Source organism: Methylocystis echinoides (genome assembly GCF_040687965.1).
In the GTDB taxonomy this organism is placed as follows: Bacteria; Pseudomonadota; Alphaproteobacteria; order Rhizobiales; family Beijerinckiaceae; genus Methylocystis; species Methylocystis echinoides_A.
This window is the reverse complement of sequence record NZ_CP156084.1, coordinates 307343-325410: the sequence shown is the minus strand read 5'-3', so window position 1 is coordinate 325410 and position 18068 is coordinate 307343. Positions and strand designations below refer to the sequence as shown.

The 18068-nt window shown below is 62.9% G+C and carries 17 protein-coding genes, 1 tRNA gene and 1 pseudogene; 15 read left to right on the top strand and 4 right to left on the bottom strand.

Annotation, left to right across the window (positions count from 1 at the left end):
- The first annotated feature begins 49 nt into the window (after nt 1–49).
- Both RVU70_RS01560 and RVU70_RS01555 read left to right on the top strand, forming a co-directional pair.
- Nucleotides 50–703: a glutathione S-transferase family protein gene (locus RVU70_RS01560; protein WP_363349341.1), complete on the top strand. Its 654-nt coding sequence runs from the start codon at nt 50–52 to the stop codon at nt 701–703.
- Between the two features lie 86 nt (nt 704–789).
- Nucleotides 790–1773, top strand: coding sequence for a YihY/virulence factor BrkB family protein (locus RVU70_RS01555; RefSeq protein ID WP_363349340.1), 984 nt, complete (start codon nt 790–792; stop codon nt 1771–1773).
- Here RVU70_RS01555 and RVU70_RS01550 read toward each other — a convergent pair whose 3' ends face one another.
- On the bottom strand, nt 1774–2838 hold the full coding sequence (locus RVU70_RS01550) for a sodium:proton exchanger (protein ID WP_363349339.1): 1065 nt from the start codon (nt 2836–2838) through the stop codon (nt 1774–1776). It abuts the gene before it with no gap.
- A gap of 81 nt (nt 2839–2919) precedes the next feature.
- Between RVU70_RS01550 and RVU70_RS01545 the strand changes: the two genes are divergently transcribed.
- The 5 genes from RVU70_RS01545 (at nt 2920) to RVU70_RS01525 (ending at nt 6517) form a co-directional block, all read left to right on the top strand.
- Nucleotides 2920–3309, top strand: coding sequence for a hypothetical protein (locus tag RVU70_RS01545; RefSeq protein WP_363349338.1), 390 nt, complete (start codon nt 2920–2922; stop codon nt 3307–3309).
- A gap of 23 nt (nt 3310–3332) precedes the next feature.
- A complete protein-coding gene (locus RVU70_RS01540) occupies nt 3333–3569 on the top strand; it encodes a hypothetical protein (protein ID WP_363349337.1) in 237 nt (78 codons plus the stop codon).
- 10 nt (nt 3570–3579) lie between these two features.
- Nucleotides 3580–3741 carry a hypothetical protein gene (locus RVU70_RS01535; RefSeq protein ID WP_363349336.1) on the top strand — a complete coding sequence of 54 codons (162 nt, stop codon included), beginning with the start codon at nt 3580–3582 and terminating at the stop codon, nt 3739–3741.
- Between the two features lie 143 nt (nt 3742–3884).
- Nucleotides 3885–5303, top strand: a complete 1419-nt coding sequence (locus tag RVU70_RS01530) for a glycosyltransferase family 1 protein (protein WP_363349335.1) — start codon at nt 3885–3887, stop codon at nt 5301–5303.
- 17 nt (nt 5304–5320) lie between these two features.
- Entirely contained in the window at nt 5321–6517 is a 1197-nt protein-coding gene (locus RVU70_RS01525; RefSeq protein WP_363349334.1) for an acyltransferase family protein, read from the top strand.
- A 30-nt stretch (nt 6518–6547) separates the two neighbouring features.
- Here RVU70_RS01525 and RVU70_RS01520 read toward each other — a convergent pair whose 3' ends face one another.
- Entirely contained in the window at nt 6548–7939 is a 1392-nt protein-coding gene (locus tag RVU70_RS01520; protein ID WP_363349333.1) for a cytochrome B6, read from the bottom strand.
- A 172-nt stretch (nt 7940–8111) separates the two neighbouring features.
- Here RVU70_RS01520 and eutB point away from each other — a divergent pair, with 172 nt between their 5' ends.
- The 3 genes from eutB to RVU70_RS01505 all read left to right on the top strand — a co-directional run bounded on the left by eutB (nt 8112) and on the right by RVU70_RS01505 (nt 11976).
- Nucleotides 8112–10286 (top strand): ethanolamine ammonia-lyase subunit EutB, encoded by a 2175-nt coding sequence (gene eutB / locus RVU70_RS01515; RefSeq protein ID WP_363349332.1) that lies wholly within the window; start codon nt 8112–8114, stop codon nt 10284–10286.
- A gap of 324 nt (nt 10287–10610) precedes the next feature.
- Entirely contained in the window at nt 10611–11543 is a 933-nt protein-coding gene (locus RVU70_RS01510) for a CAP domain-containing protein (protein ID WP_363349331.1), read from the top strand.
- 292 nt (nt 11544–11835) lie between these two features.
- Nucleotides 11836–11976: a Flp family type IVb pilin gene (locus RVU70_RS01505; RefSeq protein WP_363351173.1), complete on the top strand. Its 141-nt coding sequence runs from the start codon at nt 11836–11838 to the stop codon at nt 11974–11976.
- Between the two features lie 184 nt (nt 11977–12160).
- Here RVU70_RS01505 and RVU70_RS01500 read toward each other — a convergent pair.
- A tRNA-Ser gene (locus RVU70_RS01500) sits at nt 12161–12250 on the bottom strand.
- Between the two features lie 50 nt (nt 12251–12300).
- On the opposite strand from RVU70_RS01500, the gene RVU70_RS01495 reads away from it, so the two are divergent.
- From RVU70_RS01495 to RVU70_RS01485, 3 genes are read left to right on the top strand one after another with little or no spacing between them, the layout of a single operon-like run.
- Nucleotides 12301–12747, top strand: coding sequence for a gamma-glutamylcyclotransferase family protein (locus tag RVU70_RS01495; RefSeq protein WP_363349330.1), 447 nt, complete (start codon nt 12301–12303; stop codon nt 12745–12747).
- On the top strand, nt 12744–13598 hold the full coding sequence (gene panC, locus RVU70_RS01490) for a pantoate--beta-alanine ligase (RefSeq protein ID WP_363349329.1): 855 nt from the start codon (nt 12744–12746) through the stop codon (nt 13596–13598). The genes RVU70_RS01495 and panC overlap by 4 nt, the downstream gene beginning before the upstream one ends.
- Nucleotides 13595–13885: an acylphosphatase gene (locus tag RVU70_RS01485; protein WP_363349328.1), complete on the top strand. Its 291-nt coding sequence runs from the start codon at nt 13595–13597 to the stop codon at nt 13883–13885. The genes panC and RVU70_RS01485 overlap by 4 nt, the downstream gene beginning before the upstream one ends.
- 19 nt (nt 13886–13904) lie before the next feature.
- Here RVU70_RS01485 and RVU70_RS01480 read toward each other — a convergent pair whose 3' ends face one another.
- Nucleotides 13905–14234, bottom strand: coding sequence for a hypothetical protein (locus RVU70_RS01480; protein WP_363349327.1), 330 nt, complete (start codon nt 14232–14234; stop codon nt 13905–13907).
- A gap of 653 nt (nt 14235–14887) precedes the next feature.
- Between RVU70_RS01480 and RVU70_RS01475 the strand changes: the two genes are divergently transcribed.
- Entirely contained in the window at nt 14888–18004 is a 3117-nt protein-coding gene (locus RVU70_RS01475; RefSeq protein WP_363349326.1) for a CheR family methyltransferase, read from the top strand.
- A pseudogene (locus tag RVU70_RS01470) lies at nt 17959–18060 on the top strand (hypothetical protein); the annotation flags it as partial. The gene RVU70_RS01475 and the pseudogene RVU70_RS01470, both read left to right, overlap by 46 nt.
- Between the last annotated feature and the right edge of the window lie 8 nt (nt 18061–18068).

Sequence of the window (18068 nt, the reverse complement as noted above, 5' to 3'; positions counted from 1 at the left end):
CGCACACTGGCACATGACTTGCTGAGCGCCGTTGCAACAAGGAGCAGCCATGCCGGACGTCACGCTTACCATCAGCAGCAGGAACTACTCCTCCTGGTCCTTGCGCGGCTGGCTGATGATGAAGCTTTCGGGCGTTCCGTTCGAAGAGATCGTCGTCGATCCGGACGACGCCGCCGCGCGCGAGGAAATTCTCCTGCTCTCGCCCTCGATCCTCGTGCCCTGCCTCACCTATGACGGCTACCGCATCTGGGACACGCTGGCGATCGGCGAGTTCTTGCACGAGATCGCTCCGCAGGCGCAGCTCTTGCCCTCGGATCGCCTGAGCCGCGCGCGAAGCCGCTCGATCTGCGGCGAGATTCATTCAGGCTTCAATTCGCTGCGCTCGGCGCTGCCGATGAATCTCAAGGCGCATTTTCCAAAGTTCAAGGTCTGGTCCAAGGCGCAGGGCGACATTGCGCGGATCACGCAGATCTGGCGCGACTGTCTCGACGCCCACGGCGGGCCCTATCTCTTCGGCGAATTCTCCATGGCGGACGCCATGTACGCGCCCGTCGCCACGCGTTTTCGCACCTATGACGTGCCGCTCGACCCGGTTGCGCAAGCCTATTGCGACCGCATCTTCGCCTGGCCCGCAATGCAGGAATGGGTCGCCCAGGCGCTTGCCGAAAAGGAAGAGATCGAGGAGCTCGAGGTCGAATTCTAATCGCGCGTCCGTGCGGAACGCACATTCCCTGACGCAGTTCTTCCGTGACAGCGCGGTGGACGCCGCGCGCTGCGGAGGTTTCGCACATGGCGATGGATCAGGCTTCTTCATCGGGCCGGGGGGCGGCGGGTCGCGGAAGAGACGCGTCCACGCCGGCCGAGATCCCCGCGTCCGGCTGGATGGATGTGCTCGGACGGGTCTACAACAATATCGCCGAGCACCGCGTTCTCGCCATCGCCGCAGGCGTGACCTTCTATGCGCTGCTCGCAATCTTTCCGGCGATCGCCGCCTTTGTCGCGCTTTACGGGCTCGTCGCCGATCCCGCGACGATCGCGGGGCATATCAACGCGCTTTCAGGCGTGCTTCCGGCCGAGGGCCTCTCGATCGTCAGCGACCAGATCCAACGCGTCTCGGCGCAGGGCTCCGCCCGTCTCGGCGCCGCCTCGATCATCGGCCTGCTCGTGTCGCTGTGGAGCGCCAACGCCGGCATGAAAGCAATCTTCGACGCGCTCAACGTCGTCTATCAGGAACGCGAAAAGCGCGGCTTCTTCAGGCTCAACGCGGTGACGCTCGCCTTCACGCTGGGCGGCATGGCGATGATCGCGATGTCGCTCGCCCTCGTGGTCGCCGCGCCGCCGGCGCTTCAGGCGCTGCGTCTGCCGCCCGAAGCGGAGACGGCGATCGCCCTGCTGCGCTGGCCGATTCTGCTTGTCCTCGTCGCGCTCGCCATCTCGCTCGTCTATCGTTTCGGGCCGAGCCGCGACGAGCCCAAATGGCGCTGGGTCAGTTGGGGCGGCGCCTTCGCCGCCATCGTCTGGCTCGCCGCTTCGCTTCTGTTCTCCTGGTATGCCGCCAATATCGGCAAGTTCAACGAGACCTATGGCTCGCTCGGGGCCGCAATCGGCTTCATGCTGTGGATGTGGGTGTCGTCGATCGTGCTGCTCATCGGCGCGGAGCTCAACGCCGAGATGGAGCATCAAACGGCGAAGGACACGACCGAAGGCCATCCCCGCCCGCTCGGCGAGCGCGGGGCGGTGATGGCCGACACCGTGGGACGGCCGAGCTCCTAGCTAGCCCCACCAGAAGATCGCCGCGATGATCACATAAAGGCCGATGAGCGCCGCGCCGTCGACCATGTCGGCCTCGCCGTCCACGGTCACCACCGTAACCACCATGACCGAAAGAAACATGGCGGCCGCGAGGATGGTCGGGATGGCGAGGGTGAAGGGCGGGCCGCCGAGCGCGACGCTCACGAGCACCAGGATCGGCACGACCACGACCGCGACTTGCAGCGCGCTCGTCAGCACGACGCTGACGGCGAGATCCGCCTTGCCCGCCGCCGCCAGGCGGATGCCGACGACGTTCTCGATGGCGTTGCCGGCGATGGCGACGACGACGAGGCCGGCGAAAGTCTGGCTGAATCCGAGCGTATCCATCGCCGGCTCGAGCGCCTCGACGAACCAGTCCGAGACCAGCACGGCCGCCGCGGCGCAGACCAGAAGCACGCCGACTGCGACCGACAGCGGCCAGGCGTGGGCGCGTGCGTGCGCCTCCGCCGGGACGGTGCGCTGGCCGGGTCCGAGCATTTCCTTGGTCATGATGGCGAAGACGAGCAGCAGGACGACGGCGCAGACGACCGCCAGCGGCTGCTCATGAGCGGCCGCCGGCAGATGCAGCTCATTGGCGAGGGTCGGCAGAGACAGCGCCGAGACCGCGAGCAACAGCAGCGAGGCGATCATTCGCGTCGTGCGCACGCCAAAGACCAGGACCCCGTGACGCCAGCCGCCGACGATAAAGGCCAGGCCCAGCACCAGCAGGACATTGGCCAGGATCGAGCCGATCAGCGCCGCCTGCACGACAGTGACGAGGCCGGCTTGCAGCGAGAAAATGCAGACGAACAGCTCGGGCAGGCTGCCGACGGCGGACTGGACGAGGCCGGTGGCGGCGGGGGAGAGGTGATTGCCGACCTGATCCGTCGCCTCCCCAATCACATGGGCGACGCCGGCAAGCGCCACGGCGCTGGCGAGGAAACCAAGAATTGGCCCGGCGTGCCAAAGATGTGCGCCGCCAGCTGCGCCGACCAAGGCCGCCGCCGCCGCCATCGCCGCCATGTCTTCCCGATCTATCCTCGCCACGGGTGATGTCCTTTCTCGCAAAAAATGCCGCCTCGCCCGCCGAGCAAAAAACGCAATATGCGAAGCTCTGCCTGATGCTTTATGAAAAAGCCGACGGGCATGACGGGAATCATCGCCATGGTAAAGCTTTTTTGCGCCAGCCTCTTCTTCTCGATCGCCCTCGTCGGGTCCGCGCCCGCCAAGGCGCAAGCTGGGCCTTTCGCCTGCCGGCTGTTGGAAACGGCGGCTTTCCTGCCCGAATTGCAGACATTCAGCGGCTATCGCTGGATCGAATGCCTCGTGGTCGGACCAGCGGTCGCGGAGGTCGAAGGCGTGGCGGTGAACAATGGCAAGTGCCAGACTTTCGACTACTGGTATGCCGGCCGCAGCTTCGCCAGGGGAGAGGCGATCTACATCCCCTACGCCTGCATGACTCCGGTCAACGTGACAATTTCGGCCAACGGGCTATTTTGGCCGGTGACCTTGCGCTAGGAATTTACTCAAAGAGGGGAGATATGCGCTATTTGGGCGTCGCCGTTCTCATGTTCGGCCTGACCGGCTGCAACAGCAGCCCGCAAAGCGTCAAGGATGCGGCGAACAGGGAATACGCCGTCAGTTCCTACGAACAGTCGCTCGAAGCCTATCAGATCTGCGTCGCCCAAAATCCGAATGATCAGCAAAAGTGCAGCGCTCTCGCGCGCGTGATAGACGCCGATCGCAAACGCTACGAAAAACTGCCGCCCGGCCTGTGACGTGGCGCGCATGGGACGTCTCGGCGGGGCCTTGCTTGTCGCCGTCTATGTCGCCGCCGCCGTCATCCTGGCTGTGCTGCTCGCCCAGGAATTCAGTCGCGACCGCTTTGGGGATTGCATGAGCCTCGGCGCCTACTCCAGGGAACAGTGCGACGAATATGCGCGCGAGTAGGGGCTCCAAGCCCCCGGGTCGCAAGAGCGGCGTTGGAGGTCAAGCTCGGCGGCCGGCCCGAGCCTATGACCGCGGTTTTGACAGGCAGGGGCATGTGTGATCTTTCGCCATGACGCCCCATCCGCGGCAGGAGAATGTTTCTTTTGCGCACGCATGACGATTTCGCCGCGGAAGCCCGCGAAAAAGACGCTTCGTCCCGCCTCGCGGAGCAGGAAGGGCTCTTGGCCCATCAGCTGCAATATCTCTACGCGGAAGTCCTTCAACTGAAGAAGGAACGTTACGAAATCATCTATACCGCAAGCTGGCTCGTGGTGCGCCCGCTGCTGCGTCTCGAGGAGGCCTTGGCCGGCTTCGCGCGCCGCCTCTTCTCCGCCGCGCCCGCTCCCGCGACGACGGGCGCCGCTTCCGCCGAAGCTGGCGAAACGCGGGCGGCGGAGCCGCGTCGCATTCTGATCGACGTGACAGGCACGGTCGAGCGCGACATGGGAACGGGGATCGAGCGGGTCGCCAAGGATTTGTCCAACGCTCTCCTCGCCGCCGATCCGGCGCATTGCCTGCTGGTGAGATGCGACAAGGGCCGGCTTCTCGAATGCGTGGCGCCGATCGGCGCCAAGGACAGGGCGGGAGATACGGAGCTCGCGGTCGCACCCGGCGACCAGCTTCTCATCCTCGCCGACGCCTGGAATTACCCGCAAGCCTATGCAGGCGTATTCGACGCGGTTCACGCCGGCGGCGGGCGGGTGATCGTCTGCGTGCACGATGTCATCCCCGAGCTTTTCCCGGCCGTCTGCCATGAGCGGACAGTCGCGCTGTTCGGGCCGTGGCTGCGGGATATTCTGCCCAGCGCCGACGGCGTTCTCACCATCTCTCGCGCCTCTGGCGCCGATCTCCGCGCGCTGATCGAAGACAAGAACCTTGCGCACCGGCCGGGCCTCTCGATTGGCTGGTTTCACAACGCCTCCCATTTCGCGCCCAATTCGACCGCTAAGGCGCGAGAAAAGATCGCGAAGGTCGTGCAGGACCACGCGCCGGTCTTTCTCTGCGTCGGCACGCTCGAGCCGAGAAAAGGCCATCTCGTCGCGCTCGACGCCTTCGAGCGGCTGTGGGCGCAAGGCCATCCGGCGCGGCTCGTCTTCGTCGGGCGGCGGGGCTGGTTCGATTATCGGCTTGTCGCGCGCATCACGACCCACCCCGAATTCGGCCGCCGGCTGTTCTGGTTCGACGATGTCGACGACGCTGAACTCGCCTTTCTCTATGCGCACATGTCCGCTCTGGTTTTCCCCTCTTTTGCAGAAGGCTTCGGACTGCCGGTGATCGAGGCGTCGCGCTGCGGCAAGCCGGTTTTTTGCAGCGACATCCCCGTTTTCAGAGAGATCGGCCGCGACGGCGCCATCTATTTCGCGTTGAACGATCCGGCGGCTCTGGCCGACGCCATCCGGCGCTGGGAAGCGGGCCTCGCGCCAGCCCACCCCGAACGCGTGCTGGGGTCGTCATGGGCGGACGCCGCGGGGCGCATCCTCGATGCGATCAAAAGGAACCACTGGGCTTTTCATTTGGCCTGAATGCGAAGCGATCTTCGATGACGCCGACGACCGAGGCATTCGCCTCTCGCAACATAAGCTTCTTCCGTTGGATGAGCGCCGGCGCGGTGGTCGTCATGCATGCGACCGCCCTCCTGCTCGCGCAGGCCGACATTATGAGCGCCCCGCATAATTTCTTCGAATATGTCTGGTGGTTCGTCTCCAACAAGGAGGTCGGCCACAAGGCCGTCGTCGGCTTCTTCGTGATCTCGGGCTATCTCGTGGGCGGCGAGGTCGTCAGGGGCGTGAGGAGCGGCGAGTCATACTATTACGCTTATTTTCTGAAACGGTTCGCCCGCATCTATGTCGTGCTGGCTCCGGCGCTGGCCTTCACTTTCCTGATCGACGCCGTCGGCGGCGCGCTTTTCAGGAGAGGCGGTTTTTATAGCGATCCGATGTTCGCCGGCCATTTCGGCTTCGACGTTTTCGCGCTCAATCTCCTCAATCTGCAAAACATCCTGGCCGAGCCCTACGGCACGAACATCCCGCTGTGGTCGCTCGCGGTCGAGGTCTGGTATTATATTACTTTCCCGCTGCTGCTGATGCCGATTGCAACGCATCTGTCGACGCGCGCGCGGCTCTTCTGGTTTTGCCTCGCCGTCCTCGTCTGCGGCTATTTTTCGCTCGTTTCCTACCTCTTCTTCTGGGGCTACGTCATGTGGATCGCTGGCGCGGTCGTGGCGATGGCGCCGCGCCCGCTCATGCGCTCCTACTGGGCGGCGCTGGCGCTCTTCATCACTGTGATCGTTCCGATCCGCCTTCTGGTGCGCGGGCCGCTCGTCGAGTCCTTCCCGTCGGCGCGCACCGCGAGCGACGTGGTTTGCGCGCTCGCTTTCGCCAATCTGCTTCTCTCGTCGCGATTTTCGGCGCCCCGCCTGTTCGCGGCGCTGCCGGCCCCGCGGCTCGACATTCGCAATTTCACCTATTCCTTGTATCTGACGCATCTGCCCATCATCGTTTTCCTCCGCGCCGGACTCGAAACCTTCGCGCCGGGCTGGGCGCTGCAAAACGCGACGATGGGCAACTGGCTGGTCACGCTCGGCGTAATCGCCGGCGCCGGCGCTTTCGCCTATGCGTTCTCAGGGCTGACGGAAGCTAAAACTGCACTGTTCAGACAGTATGTGCAACGCAAGCTCGAGGGCGTTGCGCGCCTTTCTGGAATGTTAGACGTCGGCCGGTCGCGGGTCGGGCGATGAATTTGGGCGGCGACTCACGCGCCGCCCCGCTTACAGCGCCAGCATATAGGCGACCAGATTGTCCTTCTCTTCGCGCGTCAGCTGGAGGCCGAGCACGAGGTTGAAGTATTCCACCGTATCCGCAAGGGTCGGCAACCGGCCGTCGTGCAGATAGGGCGGCGAATCCTTGACCCCGCGCAGCGTGAAGGTCTTGATCGGTCCATCCGGCACGACGATGAGCCCGTTGATGTTCTTGCCGATTTCGTAGAATCGCTCAGCCTTCAAATCGTGCATATTGTTGTCGAGGAAGGAGAGGTTCGGGATATGGCATTCGGCGCATCGGCCCTTGCCCAGGAACAGCTTCTCGCCCGCCAGCTCCTGTTGCGTCGCCCGCGTCGGATCGAGGCGCCCGGTCGGATCGAGCTTCGGCGCGGGCGGGAAGTCGATGATGTTCTGCATCTGCGCCATCATCGCGACCTGATCCGCGCGGTTGGGCAAATGCACGCCCTTGCGTTGGGCGCTGACCTGATCGCCGTTGAAATAGGCGGTGCGCTGCTCGAATTCGCTGAAATCCTCGACCGAGCGCAAAGACCGCTTCGACCCATGGATTTGCTGGTTGAACATGCCGCGCAGGCTTACCGTATCCAGCCTGAAGCGCACGGCCTGGGGCCGAAGGTCCGGCGTCTGGTGGAAAGCCGCGTTGGTGTGGAAATTCGAATGACAGTCGAGGCAGGAAATGCCGAGCGACTGTTCCGCGACCTTGCGTTCTTCGGTCTGATTGAATTCCTCCTGCGGAAATGGCGTTAGAAGCAGGCGAAGACCCTCGAGCTGCACCGGCGTCAGCAGCCCCACCATCATCTTGTAATGGTTCCTGATCGTTAGCAGCTGGCCGCGCGAGACGTCGCCAAGATCGGGGCGCGTCGTGAGAAAGATGGGCGGCGGAAACTCTGGCGTCAGATGCGCCGGCAGGTCGAAATCGACGTCGAAGCGTTTGAGGTCGCGGCGCTCCTGACGGCTGATTTCGTCGATCTGCTCCTTGGGTATGACTTGCCCGCCGGTTGATTGCTTGACGTGCGGAAGCGGCAGGAAGCCCGCGGGAAAGAGCCCCTTCTGCCGGATTTGCTCCGGCGCCATCGTGCCGAGACCGTCCCAGGTCGCGCCTTTGGGCAGCTTGACGCGCACGCCGCCCTGGACCGCCTTGCGCCCGCCCGACATCATCAGGCCGGGAATCGGTTTGTCAGAAAGATCGTAACGCTCTTCCAGCAATGCGCGCTGCTGCTGCTGGACGCCGGCCTTACTCGCCTCGTCGTCCGCCTTTACCGCGTCGAAAGGCCGGGTGGGCAATGGGCGATAGCTCGCATCCGGCAAAGATTGTGCAAAGCACACGGAAGCGAAAAGCGACAAGATGAGCGGAGAAAGCGATCGTGCAGGGCGACCAGGCATGGGCGTCATCCCCATAAGGCAAGCGAACACTCTTCAACCGCTCGGCAGTCTCAATGTTCCTTCTTATCCTCCTGGAGCGCCGCTTGAGCCTGTTTTGTCACGTCCTATAATCGCACCAAAAGCCGAAGCAACGCCTGAGCCATGCTCGGCGGCGGATGAGAGGAATGCGCCGATGCGTGGTCTGACGCCTCTTTCCAAGATTGCTATACCGGACCCTCGTCCGATAGAGACGTTCGAGGCGACGCTCTTCGATCGCAAGTTCGTTTTCAAAGGGCTGAAGCGCCTACTCGGCGCTGCCGATTACGACAAGGCCGGAGATCGATTGGCCGGCCTGGCCGCGACAAGCGATCTCGAGAGAGAGGCGGCGCGACGCATTCTCTCCAGCTTGACCTTGCAACATATTTACAATTCCCCTCTCGACGATGGCGATGGCGATGGCGTCGTCGACGAGGTCATGCGGGTCAATTACGATATCGACCTAACTGTGTTCCGAGAGATCGCGTCCTTGACCGTCGGCGCGGCGAAGGACGCCATCCTTGGCGGCGACGCCGCCGTCGTAAAGCGCTTGGGCCAAGGGGTCACCGGCGTGATGGCGGCGGCGATCGCGAAAATCATGGACGTGCATGAGCTCATCTATGCCAGCAAAAAGCTGTCGTGCTCTGCAACCGCGCGAACAACGGTCGGACTACCAAATACGCTTTCCTCCCGGCTTCAGCCCAACGATCCGACGGACGACCTCGACGCCATCGCCTTGCTTATTCACACGGGTCTCAGTCTCGGGGCCGGCGACGCTCTGATTGGCGTCAACCCGGCGATCGATACGGTGGAAAACACGACAAGGCTGCTGACGCACATCGACGCCGTGAGACGCCATGCCGGAGCGCCGACGCAAATATGCGTGCTTTCCCACATTCGCACGCAACTCGCCTGCCTTGAAAATGGCGCGCCCGTGGAAATCATGTTTCAAAGTCTGGCGGGAACGGAGCGCACCTTGTCGGAGGAATTCGACTGCACGATCGCGCTTCTCGACCATGCCTACACGGTCATGTCGGAACGCGGCGCGCTCGGTCGCGACGCAAGACAATTCATGTATTTCGAAACCGGGCAGGGAAGCGAAGTCACTTACGGAAAACATAATGGCGTCGACATGACCACCGCGGAGGCGCTCTGCTATGGCCTCGCGCGGCGCTATGATCCCTTCATGGTCAACAATGTCACAGGCTTCATCGGCCCTGAGACACACCGAACCAACATGGAGATGATCCTGTCGAATTTGCAGGATCATTTCATGGGCAAGCTCCTCGGTCTGCCGATGGGCATGGCGCCCTGCTATACGCTCCACTCGGAAATAACGACCGAAGGCCAGCAGGTCGCGACGGCGCTGCTGACGGCGGCGGGGGCCAATTACTTCATGGACGTCTATCTCGGCGTCGATCGCATGCTCGCCTATTTCGATACGTCCGGGCACGACGACCAGACGCTGAGAGAAATCTTCGAACGCACGACTGCGCCGGAATTTGCGATCTGGGCGGTCGACCGCGGGATCTTTCAAAGGGATGAAACGGGCGCTCTTCGGCGGGGCCCGAACTGGGGCGATCCACGCATTTTCAGCGACGGGCGAGCGTTCGAAAGACGATGCAAAAAACTGCCGGCGGCCTATGGCTGGGACAATGCCGGCGCTCGGCCCTCCAATGACGTCTCACGTCGAACGCGCGCCAATCTCGCCCTCGGGCGGGAGTCGATTTATGCAGAATTGTCAGAAGAGAAGCTCGGCCCGATCACGCTTCGCCGCATCGACACCGCCGCCGCCACGAAGCTTGAACATTTGAATAATCCCGAACTCGGCGCCACTCTCGACGCGCGTGCGCTCGCGATGCTGACGCCCGAGGGTCGCGACGTTCAGATCCTCATTTCCGATGGACTGAGCGCGGAAGCCATCCATCACAACATCCCGAGGCTTCTTCCGCCGCTCCTGTCCGAGCTTTCGCGAGCGAAGGTCACCGTCGGCGAGCCATTTCTCGCCCGCAACGGCCGCGTCAAGCTCGCAGAAGCAATCGGGAACGCGCTGAAGCCGCAACTCGTCGTCACGCTCATCGGCGAACGACCTGGAGGCGACGGCATGGCGTCGCGGAGCATGTCCGCCTATCTCGCTTTTCGCGTCGAGCCGGAAGACCCGGCCAGGTCCAATAAGGCTGCGCGTTACGAGTATACGGTGATTTCGAATATCTATCAGCAAGGGACGCCCCCTGAGGACGCGGCCGTCATTATCTTTGATAAAATCAGACAGATCCTGACCCATCGCGCCGCCGGCAATCGACTCGAGAGCATGATTCAGAAAACAAAGTAAAGCCCGGACGCAGATGGGGGGTCGCTGGTCTGGAACGAAATCACTGCGCCAGCGTTTCTGAAAGATTGACGCTAGAATCATTTCTCACTGAGACTGGGACGCCCGTCCATGCGCTCAACCGCATTCAGCAAAATCCTCAAGTGGCTCAATCAGCGCGCCGGAGGGGTTATCTTCGGCGCGCTTTGTCTTTCTTTGCTCTCAGCTTCGCCCGTCAGAGCGGCGCAAGAATTTCCTCTCTACGGAGGCCCCGGCGGCGGCGCCTTTCGTTTCGACTGCCCCGCGGGACACTTCATGGTTGGGGCGAAATACCGGGCAGGATCCTGGTTGGATCAGATCGCCGTCATTTGCGCCAAAATCGGTCCTTTAGGATTGGATTACGATCCGATCGGCCCGGCGTTCGGTGGAAATGGCGGCAATGTCTCGCGCATCGAAACCTGTAACTTGAATCAGGTGATCACCGGCGCCGCGGTGCTTCTCAACTCGTCGAACAAATTCGTCAAAGAGATCGATTTCGGATGCAGGTCGCCGTACAACGGCTCCTATCGGTCGATCATCGTTGGATCGCCCGCAAGCATATTCCCCGACCATTATCAACTTTGTCGCAACGGCGAAGCCATAACAGGAATTCAGGGACGCGCCGGACTCTTCATCGACGCGATCGGCATGATTTGCGGAGCGCTTCCGGAAATTGCGCCCTCCACGCCGGAACCGCCGCCGGAACAGTGCGCGGGACTGAAAGAGGATCCGGCTCCAAACCAATGGGTCGACATGCTTCGCGCGCATAATGAGCGACGCGCCCAACATTGCGTCGCGCCGCTCAAATGGTCGGCTGAACTCGCCCAGCAGGCTCAAGCCTATGCGGAGAAATGCCGCCTCGGCGTGCATGGTTCAACTGGAGAGAACCTTGCCGCCGCCTGGAAAGAGGTCAATGGCGCGCCCGTGTTGCCGGCGTTAACCGACAGAGAGGCCTTCGAGACGACGTGGTATTGTGAAAACAAGAACTACGATTTCAACAATCCCGTGTTCAAAGGCGGCTCCACTTCGGAATGCAAGGACGTGAACGGTCACTTTACGCAGGTCGTCTGGAAGGACTCCTGCCAGCTTGGATGCGGACGCGCGGATTGCGACATCACCGACAGCAACGGGATCGTGCACAATGGCACGCAATGGGTCTGCAGATATCTGCCTGCAGGGAACGTCAATGTGACCAACGTCGACGTGCTGAAGGATCAGGTCCGCCCCGGTACATGCAAATGAGGTCCCTCGGTCGGCGTGGCCCGCGCGCTCATGTGAGCGGCATTGGTTTGGCAACGACCGCGAGAAGCTCATGGCCTGAGGGACCTATGACAAGGAGCGGCGGCGCCTGGACAAAAGCCAGGCGCCTCGGCGCGAGGGTGCGGCGCTGACGCCATTCGGCTGTGGCGCGCGATGCGATCGAAAAAACGGATGCGTCATATTCATATATCCTATTTTTCTATTTGTTCTGGGCAATCTACCTTGGCCTTGCGTAAAAAGTCGGAGGTCCAGCGTGCAAGTGCTCGTAAATTTTATGAATGATGAAACAGGAGCGGTTGCGATTGAATATGGTTTGATCGCCTCGCTCATCGCCATCGCGACAATCTCGGCAGCGAGATCTGTCGGAAGCAAACTTTCGGGGACGTTCGCAAGAATCTCGGGCAATTTGGCCTGAGCGGGGAGGGCGGGGGCGCGTCGCCGCGTTGAGCAAGGCCACCCCGAACTGCTTTCCAGAAGATGCAGGGAAGTTCGGCGGGCCGGGGCCGAAGAGCCATCACCCGCAAGAGAGCCCTCGTCCTTCCTTTGCGCGCGTCCGGGGCTGACCATGCCCCATTCGATGAAGAAAGATTCTCTTCTGATGGCGGAAGAGGTGGGATTCGAACCCACGGTGGAGTTGCCCCCACGGCGGTTTTCAAGACCGCTGCCTTAAACCACTCGGCCACCCTTCCTTGCGGTCGTGATATAGCACGCTTGCGCCGTCGCGCGAGAGGGTCTGACCGTGCCGCTTCATTTTGCCTATGGCTCCAATATGGAGGCCGCCGCCATGGCCCGGCGCTGCCCGCGCTCCAGGCTCGTGGGGCGGGCGCGGCTGCCGCGCTGGCGCTTCGTTATTCTCCCTTCAGGCTTCGCCAGCGTCGCGCCGGATCCCCGCGCCACGGTCCACGGGGCGCTGTGGGACGTTCCGGTCTCCGACGTGACGGCGCTCGACCGTTACGAGCAGGTGGGGCAGGGGCTCTACGCCAAGCGGATCATCCCGGTCCTGCGCGAGCCCTTCGGCTCCGCGCCGGCGCTGGTGTATATCGGGGCCGCGCCGAATCAGGGCGCCGCCTGGCCCGGCTATCTCGCCGACATTGTCGCCGCGGCGCAGGCGCTGGAGCTGCCGCCCGCCTATGTCGGCTCTCTCTCCCATCTCCTGGCGGAACAACGGAAAGGCCCGCGCGGATGAGCTTCGAGGTTCCTGTCGTTCACACGATCGAGGAGATGCGCGCGTTCGTGCGGGCGCAGCGCGCGAGCGGCGAGCGGATCGGGCTCGTTCCGACGATGGGCGCGCTGCACGCGGGCCATCTCTCGCTCGTCGAGGCGGCGCGCCGCCACGCCGATCGGGTGATCGCGACCGTCTTCGTCAACCCGACGCAGTTCGGGCCAAACGAGGACTTCGCCCGCTATCCGCGCACGCTCGCCGCCGATCGGGAGAAGCTCGAGAGCGTCGCGGCCGATCTCGTCTTCGCGCCGGCGGTGGAGGAAATGTATCCGCAAGGCTTTTGCACGACGGTCTCGCTCGACGGCCCCGCCAAGGCCGATCTCGAGGATCGCTTCCGCCCCGCGCATTTCGCGGGCGTCGCCACGGTTGTGGCGAAGCTGCTCAATCAGGCGCAGGCGGATGTCGCGGTCTTTGGTGAGAAGGATTACCAGCAGTTGCTCGTCATCCGCGCCCTGGCGCGCGATCTCGACATTCCGACGCGCATTCTCGGCAGCGCGACGCTGCGCGATCCGGACGGCCTCGCGATGTCGTCGCGCAACGTTTATCTGTCGGCGGAGGATCGCGCCCGCGCCCCCGCGCTGCATCGCGCGATGTCCGTGGCGGCCAGACGCATCGCCGAGGGCACGGCGATCCGCCTCGTAATGGCGGAGGCGCGCGAGGCGGTGGCCGCCGCCGGCTTCGAAATCGATTATGTGGAAGCGCGTCACGCCGAGACGCTGGCCAGCGTCGCGGCGCCTTCCGACGGGCCGATCCGCATCCTGGCCGCGGCGCGTCTCGGCGCCACGCGGCTCATCGACAATGTCGCGGTTCCATGAGCCGTCGCGTCGTTCGCTTTTTCGTGGCGGGGCGCGTCCAGGGCGTGGGTTTCCGCGCCTTTCTGATCCGGGAGGGGAATGCGCTGGGCCTCGACGGCTGGGCCCGCAACCGGGCGGATGGCTCGGTCGAGGCGCTGGCCGCCGGCTCCGATGCGGCGATCAGCGCATTTCTGGAGGCCGCGCGACGGGGGCCCTGGGGGGCCCGGGTCGACCGCCTCTGGCAGACGCCGGCCGACGAAAGCGAACTCGCCGGCGTCGACGGCTTCGGCATGGCGGCGACCGTGTAGCAAGGGTGCCGAGCGCAGCTTATCCGAGCAAAGCGTCCAGCATCCCCAAGACCTTGAGCAGAACGCTCCCGCCCGGCACAGTCTCCATGAAAGCCTGAAAGCGCGTCGGCTCCAGGCCCGAGAGGATCAGCAACACGGCCAGGACGAGAAGCAGAAAGGCGATCTTGGGGAAGAAGAGCCCGATGATCATGGCGAGGGCCAACGCAGCGCCACGCCGCGTTCTTCCCGATAGGCCTGCCCCCTCGGTCGACGAATTTCCGAACAGCGGCAGAGGATTGGCGGTCGCCTTATCCTCGCCGGCGACGGCGCGATATTGGCTCCAGACCCATGCTTTCGACGTATCGGCCATGGCTGCGGTCCTCGAATCAGCGGGTGCGTTCTTCGGAGAGTTTCTGCTAAAGTGCGCAATGAGGAAAGAGGGCTCGGGTTCCAGCGTTTTCGTCACAGCCGAAGGCTTGGACCATTGGAGGGGAAGGCGCCATTAAATGAGGCGGCCCGGCTTTATCTGCGCCGAGGATGGTCGGTTCTGCCTGTGCGGCCCCACGACAAGCGCCCACTGATGACAAGCGCCCTCTGATCCCATGCACCAATCTGCAAGACAGCCGCCCTTCCGAGCAGGATATCGCCGCATGGTTCGAACGCTGGCCGAACGCCGATATCGGCGTGGCGGCGACGCCGCGCTTTCTCGCCTCGAGCAACGCAATCGGCCTCTCCCCGCCACGATCGAGTCGGTCACGGGCAGCGTGACGCAGGGGGAGCGCAATTCGACGATCGCCTCACTGACCGGTCATCTGCTTTGGCGCGACGTCGACCCTCGGTCGCGTTGGAGCTCATGCTCGCCTGGAAACGCATGCGTTGCCGCCCGCCGCTCGAAGACGCCGAGGTGGCCGCTGTCGTCGCCAGCGTCAGCCGCCTGCACGACGGCAGTTGAACGTTTACCGGAAAGAGATAAACCGTCCTACATATCAAAAGCATCGAAGATTTAGCCAAGATGGGATCGGCGTGACCAGCCTCATTAATTCCGGCTCGAGCCATACGCCCTTGTGCGCGATCGGAGCGTCGGCGGGCGGCGTGGCGGCGCTTCAGGAGTTTTTCGGAAGCGTGAAAAGCGATCTCGGCTTGGCCTTTATCGTGATTGTACATTTGTCGCCGTCACAACCGAGCGCGCTGCAGGAGATCATCGCGACGCGCACGCAAATGCCCGTCGTCGAAGTTGAGACGTCGGCGGAGCTCCGACCGAACTGCGTCTATATCATCGCGCCCGATCGAGAGCTGGTCATCGAAGGCGACGATCTCGCCGCGAACCCCTTCGTCGCGCCGAGGGGCCGGCGGTCGCCGATCGACACATTCTTCCAGTCCGTCGGGGCGAGCCGCGGCGACGGCATCGCCATTCTCTTGAGCGGAACCGGCTCGGATGGGACGCTTGGCGTGCGCGCCGTCAAGGAAGCGGGCGGTCTGGTTTTCGCGCAGGACCCAAGGGAGGCCGAATACGGCACAATGCCGGAGAACGCCATTGCAACCGGGGTGGTCGACTTCGTCGGGACGATCGCCGCGCTGGCGGAGCGGGTCGCCGAGGCGGTGCGGAGCAAGGAGGCGTTAAGCCGCGCCAGCCGCGAGGAGGTCGAGCAGCAGGTCCGCGCCATTTTGACGTTTCTGCGCCTTCGCACCGGGCACGATTTCTCCAATTACAAACGCGCGACGCTGCTCCGGCGCGTCGCGCGGCGCATGCAGATCACGCGGCAAGTCAATCTCGGCGACTATTATAAATATTTGCACAGCCATCCCTCCGAAGCGCAGGAGCTGTTTTCGGACCTGCTCATTTCGGTCACGATGTTCTTTCGAGACCCGCAGGCCTTCGCCGCGCTCTCAGAAAGCGTCATCAAGGTGTTGTTCGATCGCCTCGCCGACAGCGATGCGTCGATCCGCGTGTGGGTGGTTGGATGCGCGACAGGCGAGGAAGCCTACAGCATCGGCATTCTCTTGCTGGAGGAAGCCGCCCGGCGCGGGATGCACCCGATCATCCAGATCTTCGCCACGGACATTGACGGCTCGGCCCTGGCCCTGGCGCGTGAAGGCCGCTACCCGAGGTCGATCGAATCCTCAGTGTCCGAGGCGCGTCTCAAACGCTTTTTCACGCAGGACGGACCCTATTACCGCGTCCGACAGGAATTGCGCGACCTCGTGCTCTTTTCCCTTCACAGCGCGCTCAAAGACCCCCCCTTCATCAAGGTGGATCTGATCTCGTGCCGTAATGTCTTGATCTATCTCCAGCGGGATCTCCAGCGCCAGCTTTGCACCCTCTTCCACTACGCCTTGAAACAGAACGGCTATATTTTCCTGGGCTCCGCGGAGACCATCGAGACGACGCCCACGCTCTTCACGCCTGTCGATCGGGACGCCCGAATTTACGCTGCGCTGGCGACCTTGGAAAAAGTTGCGCCCGTCATGCCGCAGCTCAGCCCCGACCGGCATTTTCTGGAACAGCCGGCCAAGCAACGCCTCGACGCAGATCATGGCGGAGGGCTTGGACACTCCCATGCCTCCGCGCTCGAGCACTTCGCCCCGCCCAGCGTTCTCGTCGACAACGCTTACCGTATCCTTCATCTGTCCCCTACTGTCGGCCGCTTCTTTCGGCCCCAGGAAGGGCCTTTCAGCGTGGAGCTGCCCGCTCAGGTGCGTCCCGAATTGCGGGTCGATCTGAAGCTCGCCCTGCAGCGGGCGCTCGAGCAGCAAGAGTCGTCATTGACCCTCCCGCTCGGCGTCGCCTTCAATGGCGAGCGCAGGCTCGTCGCCATGCATGTCATTCCGACAGCCGACGACGCAAAGCGCGCTCTGGTTTTTTTCCTGGACGCTGGCCTTGCGGACGTCAATGAAAAGGCTCTCAAGGACGAAGACGTAACTCTCACGGAAATCACGCGCCTGCGTCAGGAGCTGAGCGCCGCGCATGATCGGCTGAGCGCCAGCCGCCGCGAATATGAACAGGCGACGCAGGATCTGAGAGCGGCGAACGAGGAACTGCAATCGATCAACGAGGAATATCGCTCGACCGCCGAGGAGCTGGAGACAAGCAAGGAAGAACTCCAGTCGATGAACGAGGAGCTGCAGACGGTGAACGGCGAGCTGAAGAGCAAGCTCGAGACGATTTCGGCAAGCCATAACAATTTGCAAAATCTCATCGCGGCGACCCAGGTGGGGACGCTGTTTCTCGATCGCGACTTCAGGATAAGACTCTTCACGCCGCCGATTACGCGCTATTTCGCGATTACCGACGCTGACGTCGGCCGGGCGATCTCCGATTTCACGCACCGGCTGGTCTATGCAGATCTGGATGCCGACGCCGCGAGCGTATTGAAAACGCTTGTTCCGCTGGAGAAAGAAATACGCACGACCGACGGCCAATGGCTTTCCATGCGTATGCGGCCCTATAAAACGCTCGATAACAGAATCGAGGGCGTTGTCGTCACATTGTCGGACGTCACCAAACTCAAGCTCGCGGAGGAGGGGCTGGCGAAGGAGCTCCGTGCAATGGAGCGTCTCCAGCAACTCAGCACGAAGGTCGTGGAAGCCGATCGACTCGACGCGCCGCTCGAAGCGATTCTCGACTCGATGATCCTGTTGCTCAACGCCGATTTCGGCTTCATTCAGCTTTACGACGAGAAAAGCAAGACGCTCCGCATCGCCGCCCAGCGTGGGTTCGAGCAGCGCTTTCTCGAGCGTTTCGAAAGGGTCGACGCTTCGTCGCAGCTCGCCTGCGGCGTCGCATTGTCGAAATGTCAGGTCGTCGTTTTCGAAGATGTCGAGAAGGAGCCCGGATTTGCGCCCTGTCTGGAGGAAGCGCGGGCCGCGGGTTATCGCGCGGTCATCGCGAGCCCGCTTTGCGACAGCTCTCGCAAGGCGATCGGGATGCTTTCCATCCACTTCCGCGCGCCGCATTCTTTCTCGGCGCATGATCTGCGCTTCGTCGATATTTGCGCGCGTCTCGCCGCGGACGCCATCAACGCCTACCTGCTTCAAGCGGCGTTGCGCGAGGCGGATCGTCGTAAGGATGAGTTTCTCCAACGCTGGCGCATGAATTGCGCAACCCGCTGGCCTCGATTCACAATACGCTTGGCATCTTGAAGCGTAAGGAATTGCCTGAGGACATGGCGTCGCTGCGGGCGCTCCTCGAGCGTCAATCGACAAG

What these genes read in the sequence shown, in the direction of transcription:
- RVU70_RS01560 (WP_363349341.1), top strand. Translation starts at nt 50, where the DNA reads ATGCCGGACGTCACGCTTACCATCAGCAGCAGGAACTACTCCTCCTGG.
- RVU70_RS01555 (WP_363349340.1), top strand. Translation starts at nt 790, where the DNA reads ATGGCGATGGATCAGGCTTCTTCATCGGGCCGGGGGGCGGCGGGTCGC.
- RVU70_RS01545 (WP_363349338.1), top strand. Translation starts at nt 2,920, where the DNA reads ATGAAAAAGCCGACGGGCATGACGGGAATCATCGCCATGGTAAAGCTT.
- RVU70_RS01540 (WP_363349337.1), top strand. Translation starts at nt 3,333, where the DNA reads ATGCGCTATTTGGGCGTCGCCGTTCTCATGTTCGGCCTGACCGGCTGC.
- RVU70_RS01535 (WP_363349336.1), top strand. Translation starts at nt 3,580, where the DNA reads ATGGGACGTCTCGGCGGGGCCTTGCTTGTCGCCGTCTATGTCGCCGCC.
- RVU70_RS01525 (WP_363349334.1), top strand. Translation starts at nt 5,321, where the DNA reads ATGACGCCGACGACCGAGGCATTCGCCTCTCGCAACATAAGCTTCTTC.
- RVU70_RS01520 (WP_363349333.1), bottom strand. Translation starts at nt 7,939, where the DNA reads ATGCCTGGTCGCCCTGCACGATCGCTTTCTCCGCTCATCTTGTCGCTT.
- eutB (WP_363349332.1), top strand. Translation starts at nt 8,112, where the DNA reads ATGCGTGGTCTGACGCCTCTTTCCAAGATTGCTATACCGGACCCTCGT.
- RVU70_RS01505 (WP_363351173.1), top strand. Translation starts at nt 11,836, where the DNA reads ATGAATGATGAAACAGGAGCGGTTGCGATTGAATATGGTTTGATCGCC.
- panC (WP_363349329.1), top strand. Translation starts at nt 12,744, where the DNA reads ATGAGCTTCGAGGTTCCTGTCGTTCACACGATCGAGGAGATGCGCGCG.
- RVU70_RS01485 (WP_363349328.1), top strand. Translation starts at nt 13,595, where the DNA reads ATGAGCCGTCGCGTCGTTCGCTTTTTCGTGGCGGGGCGCGTCCAGGGC.
- RVU70_RS01480 (WP_363349327.1), bottom strand. Translation starts at nt 14,234, where the DNA reads ATGGCCGATACGTCGAAAGCATGGGTCTGGAGCCAATATCGCGCCGTC.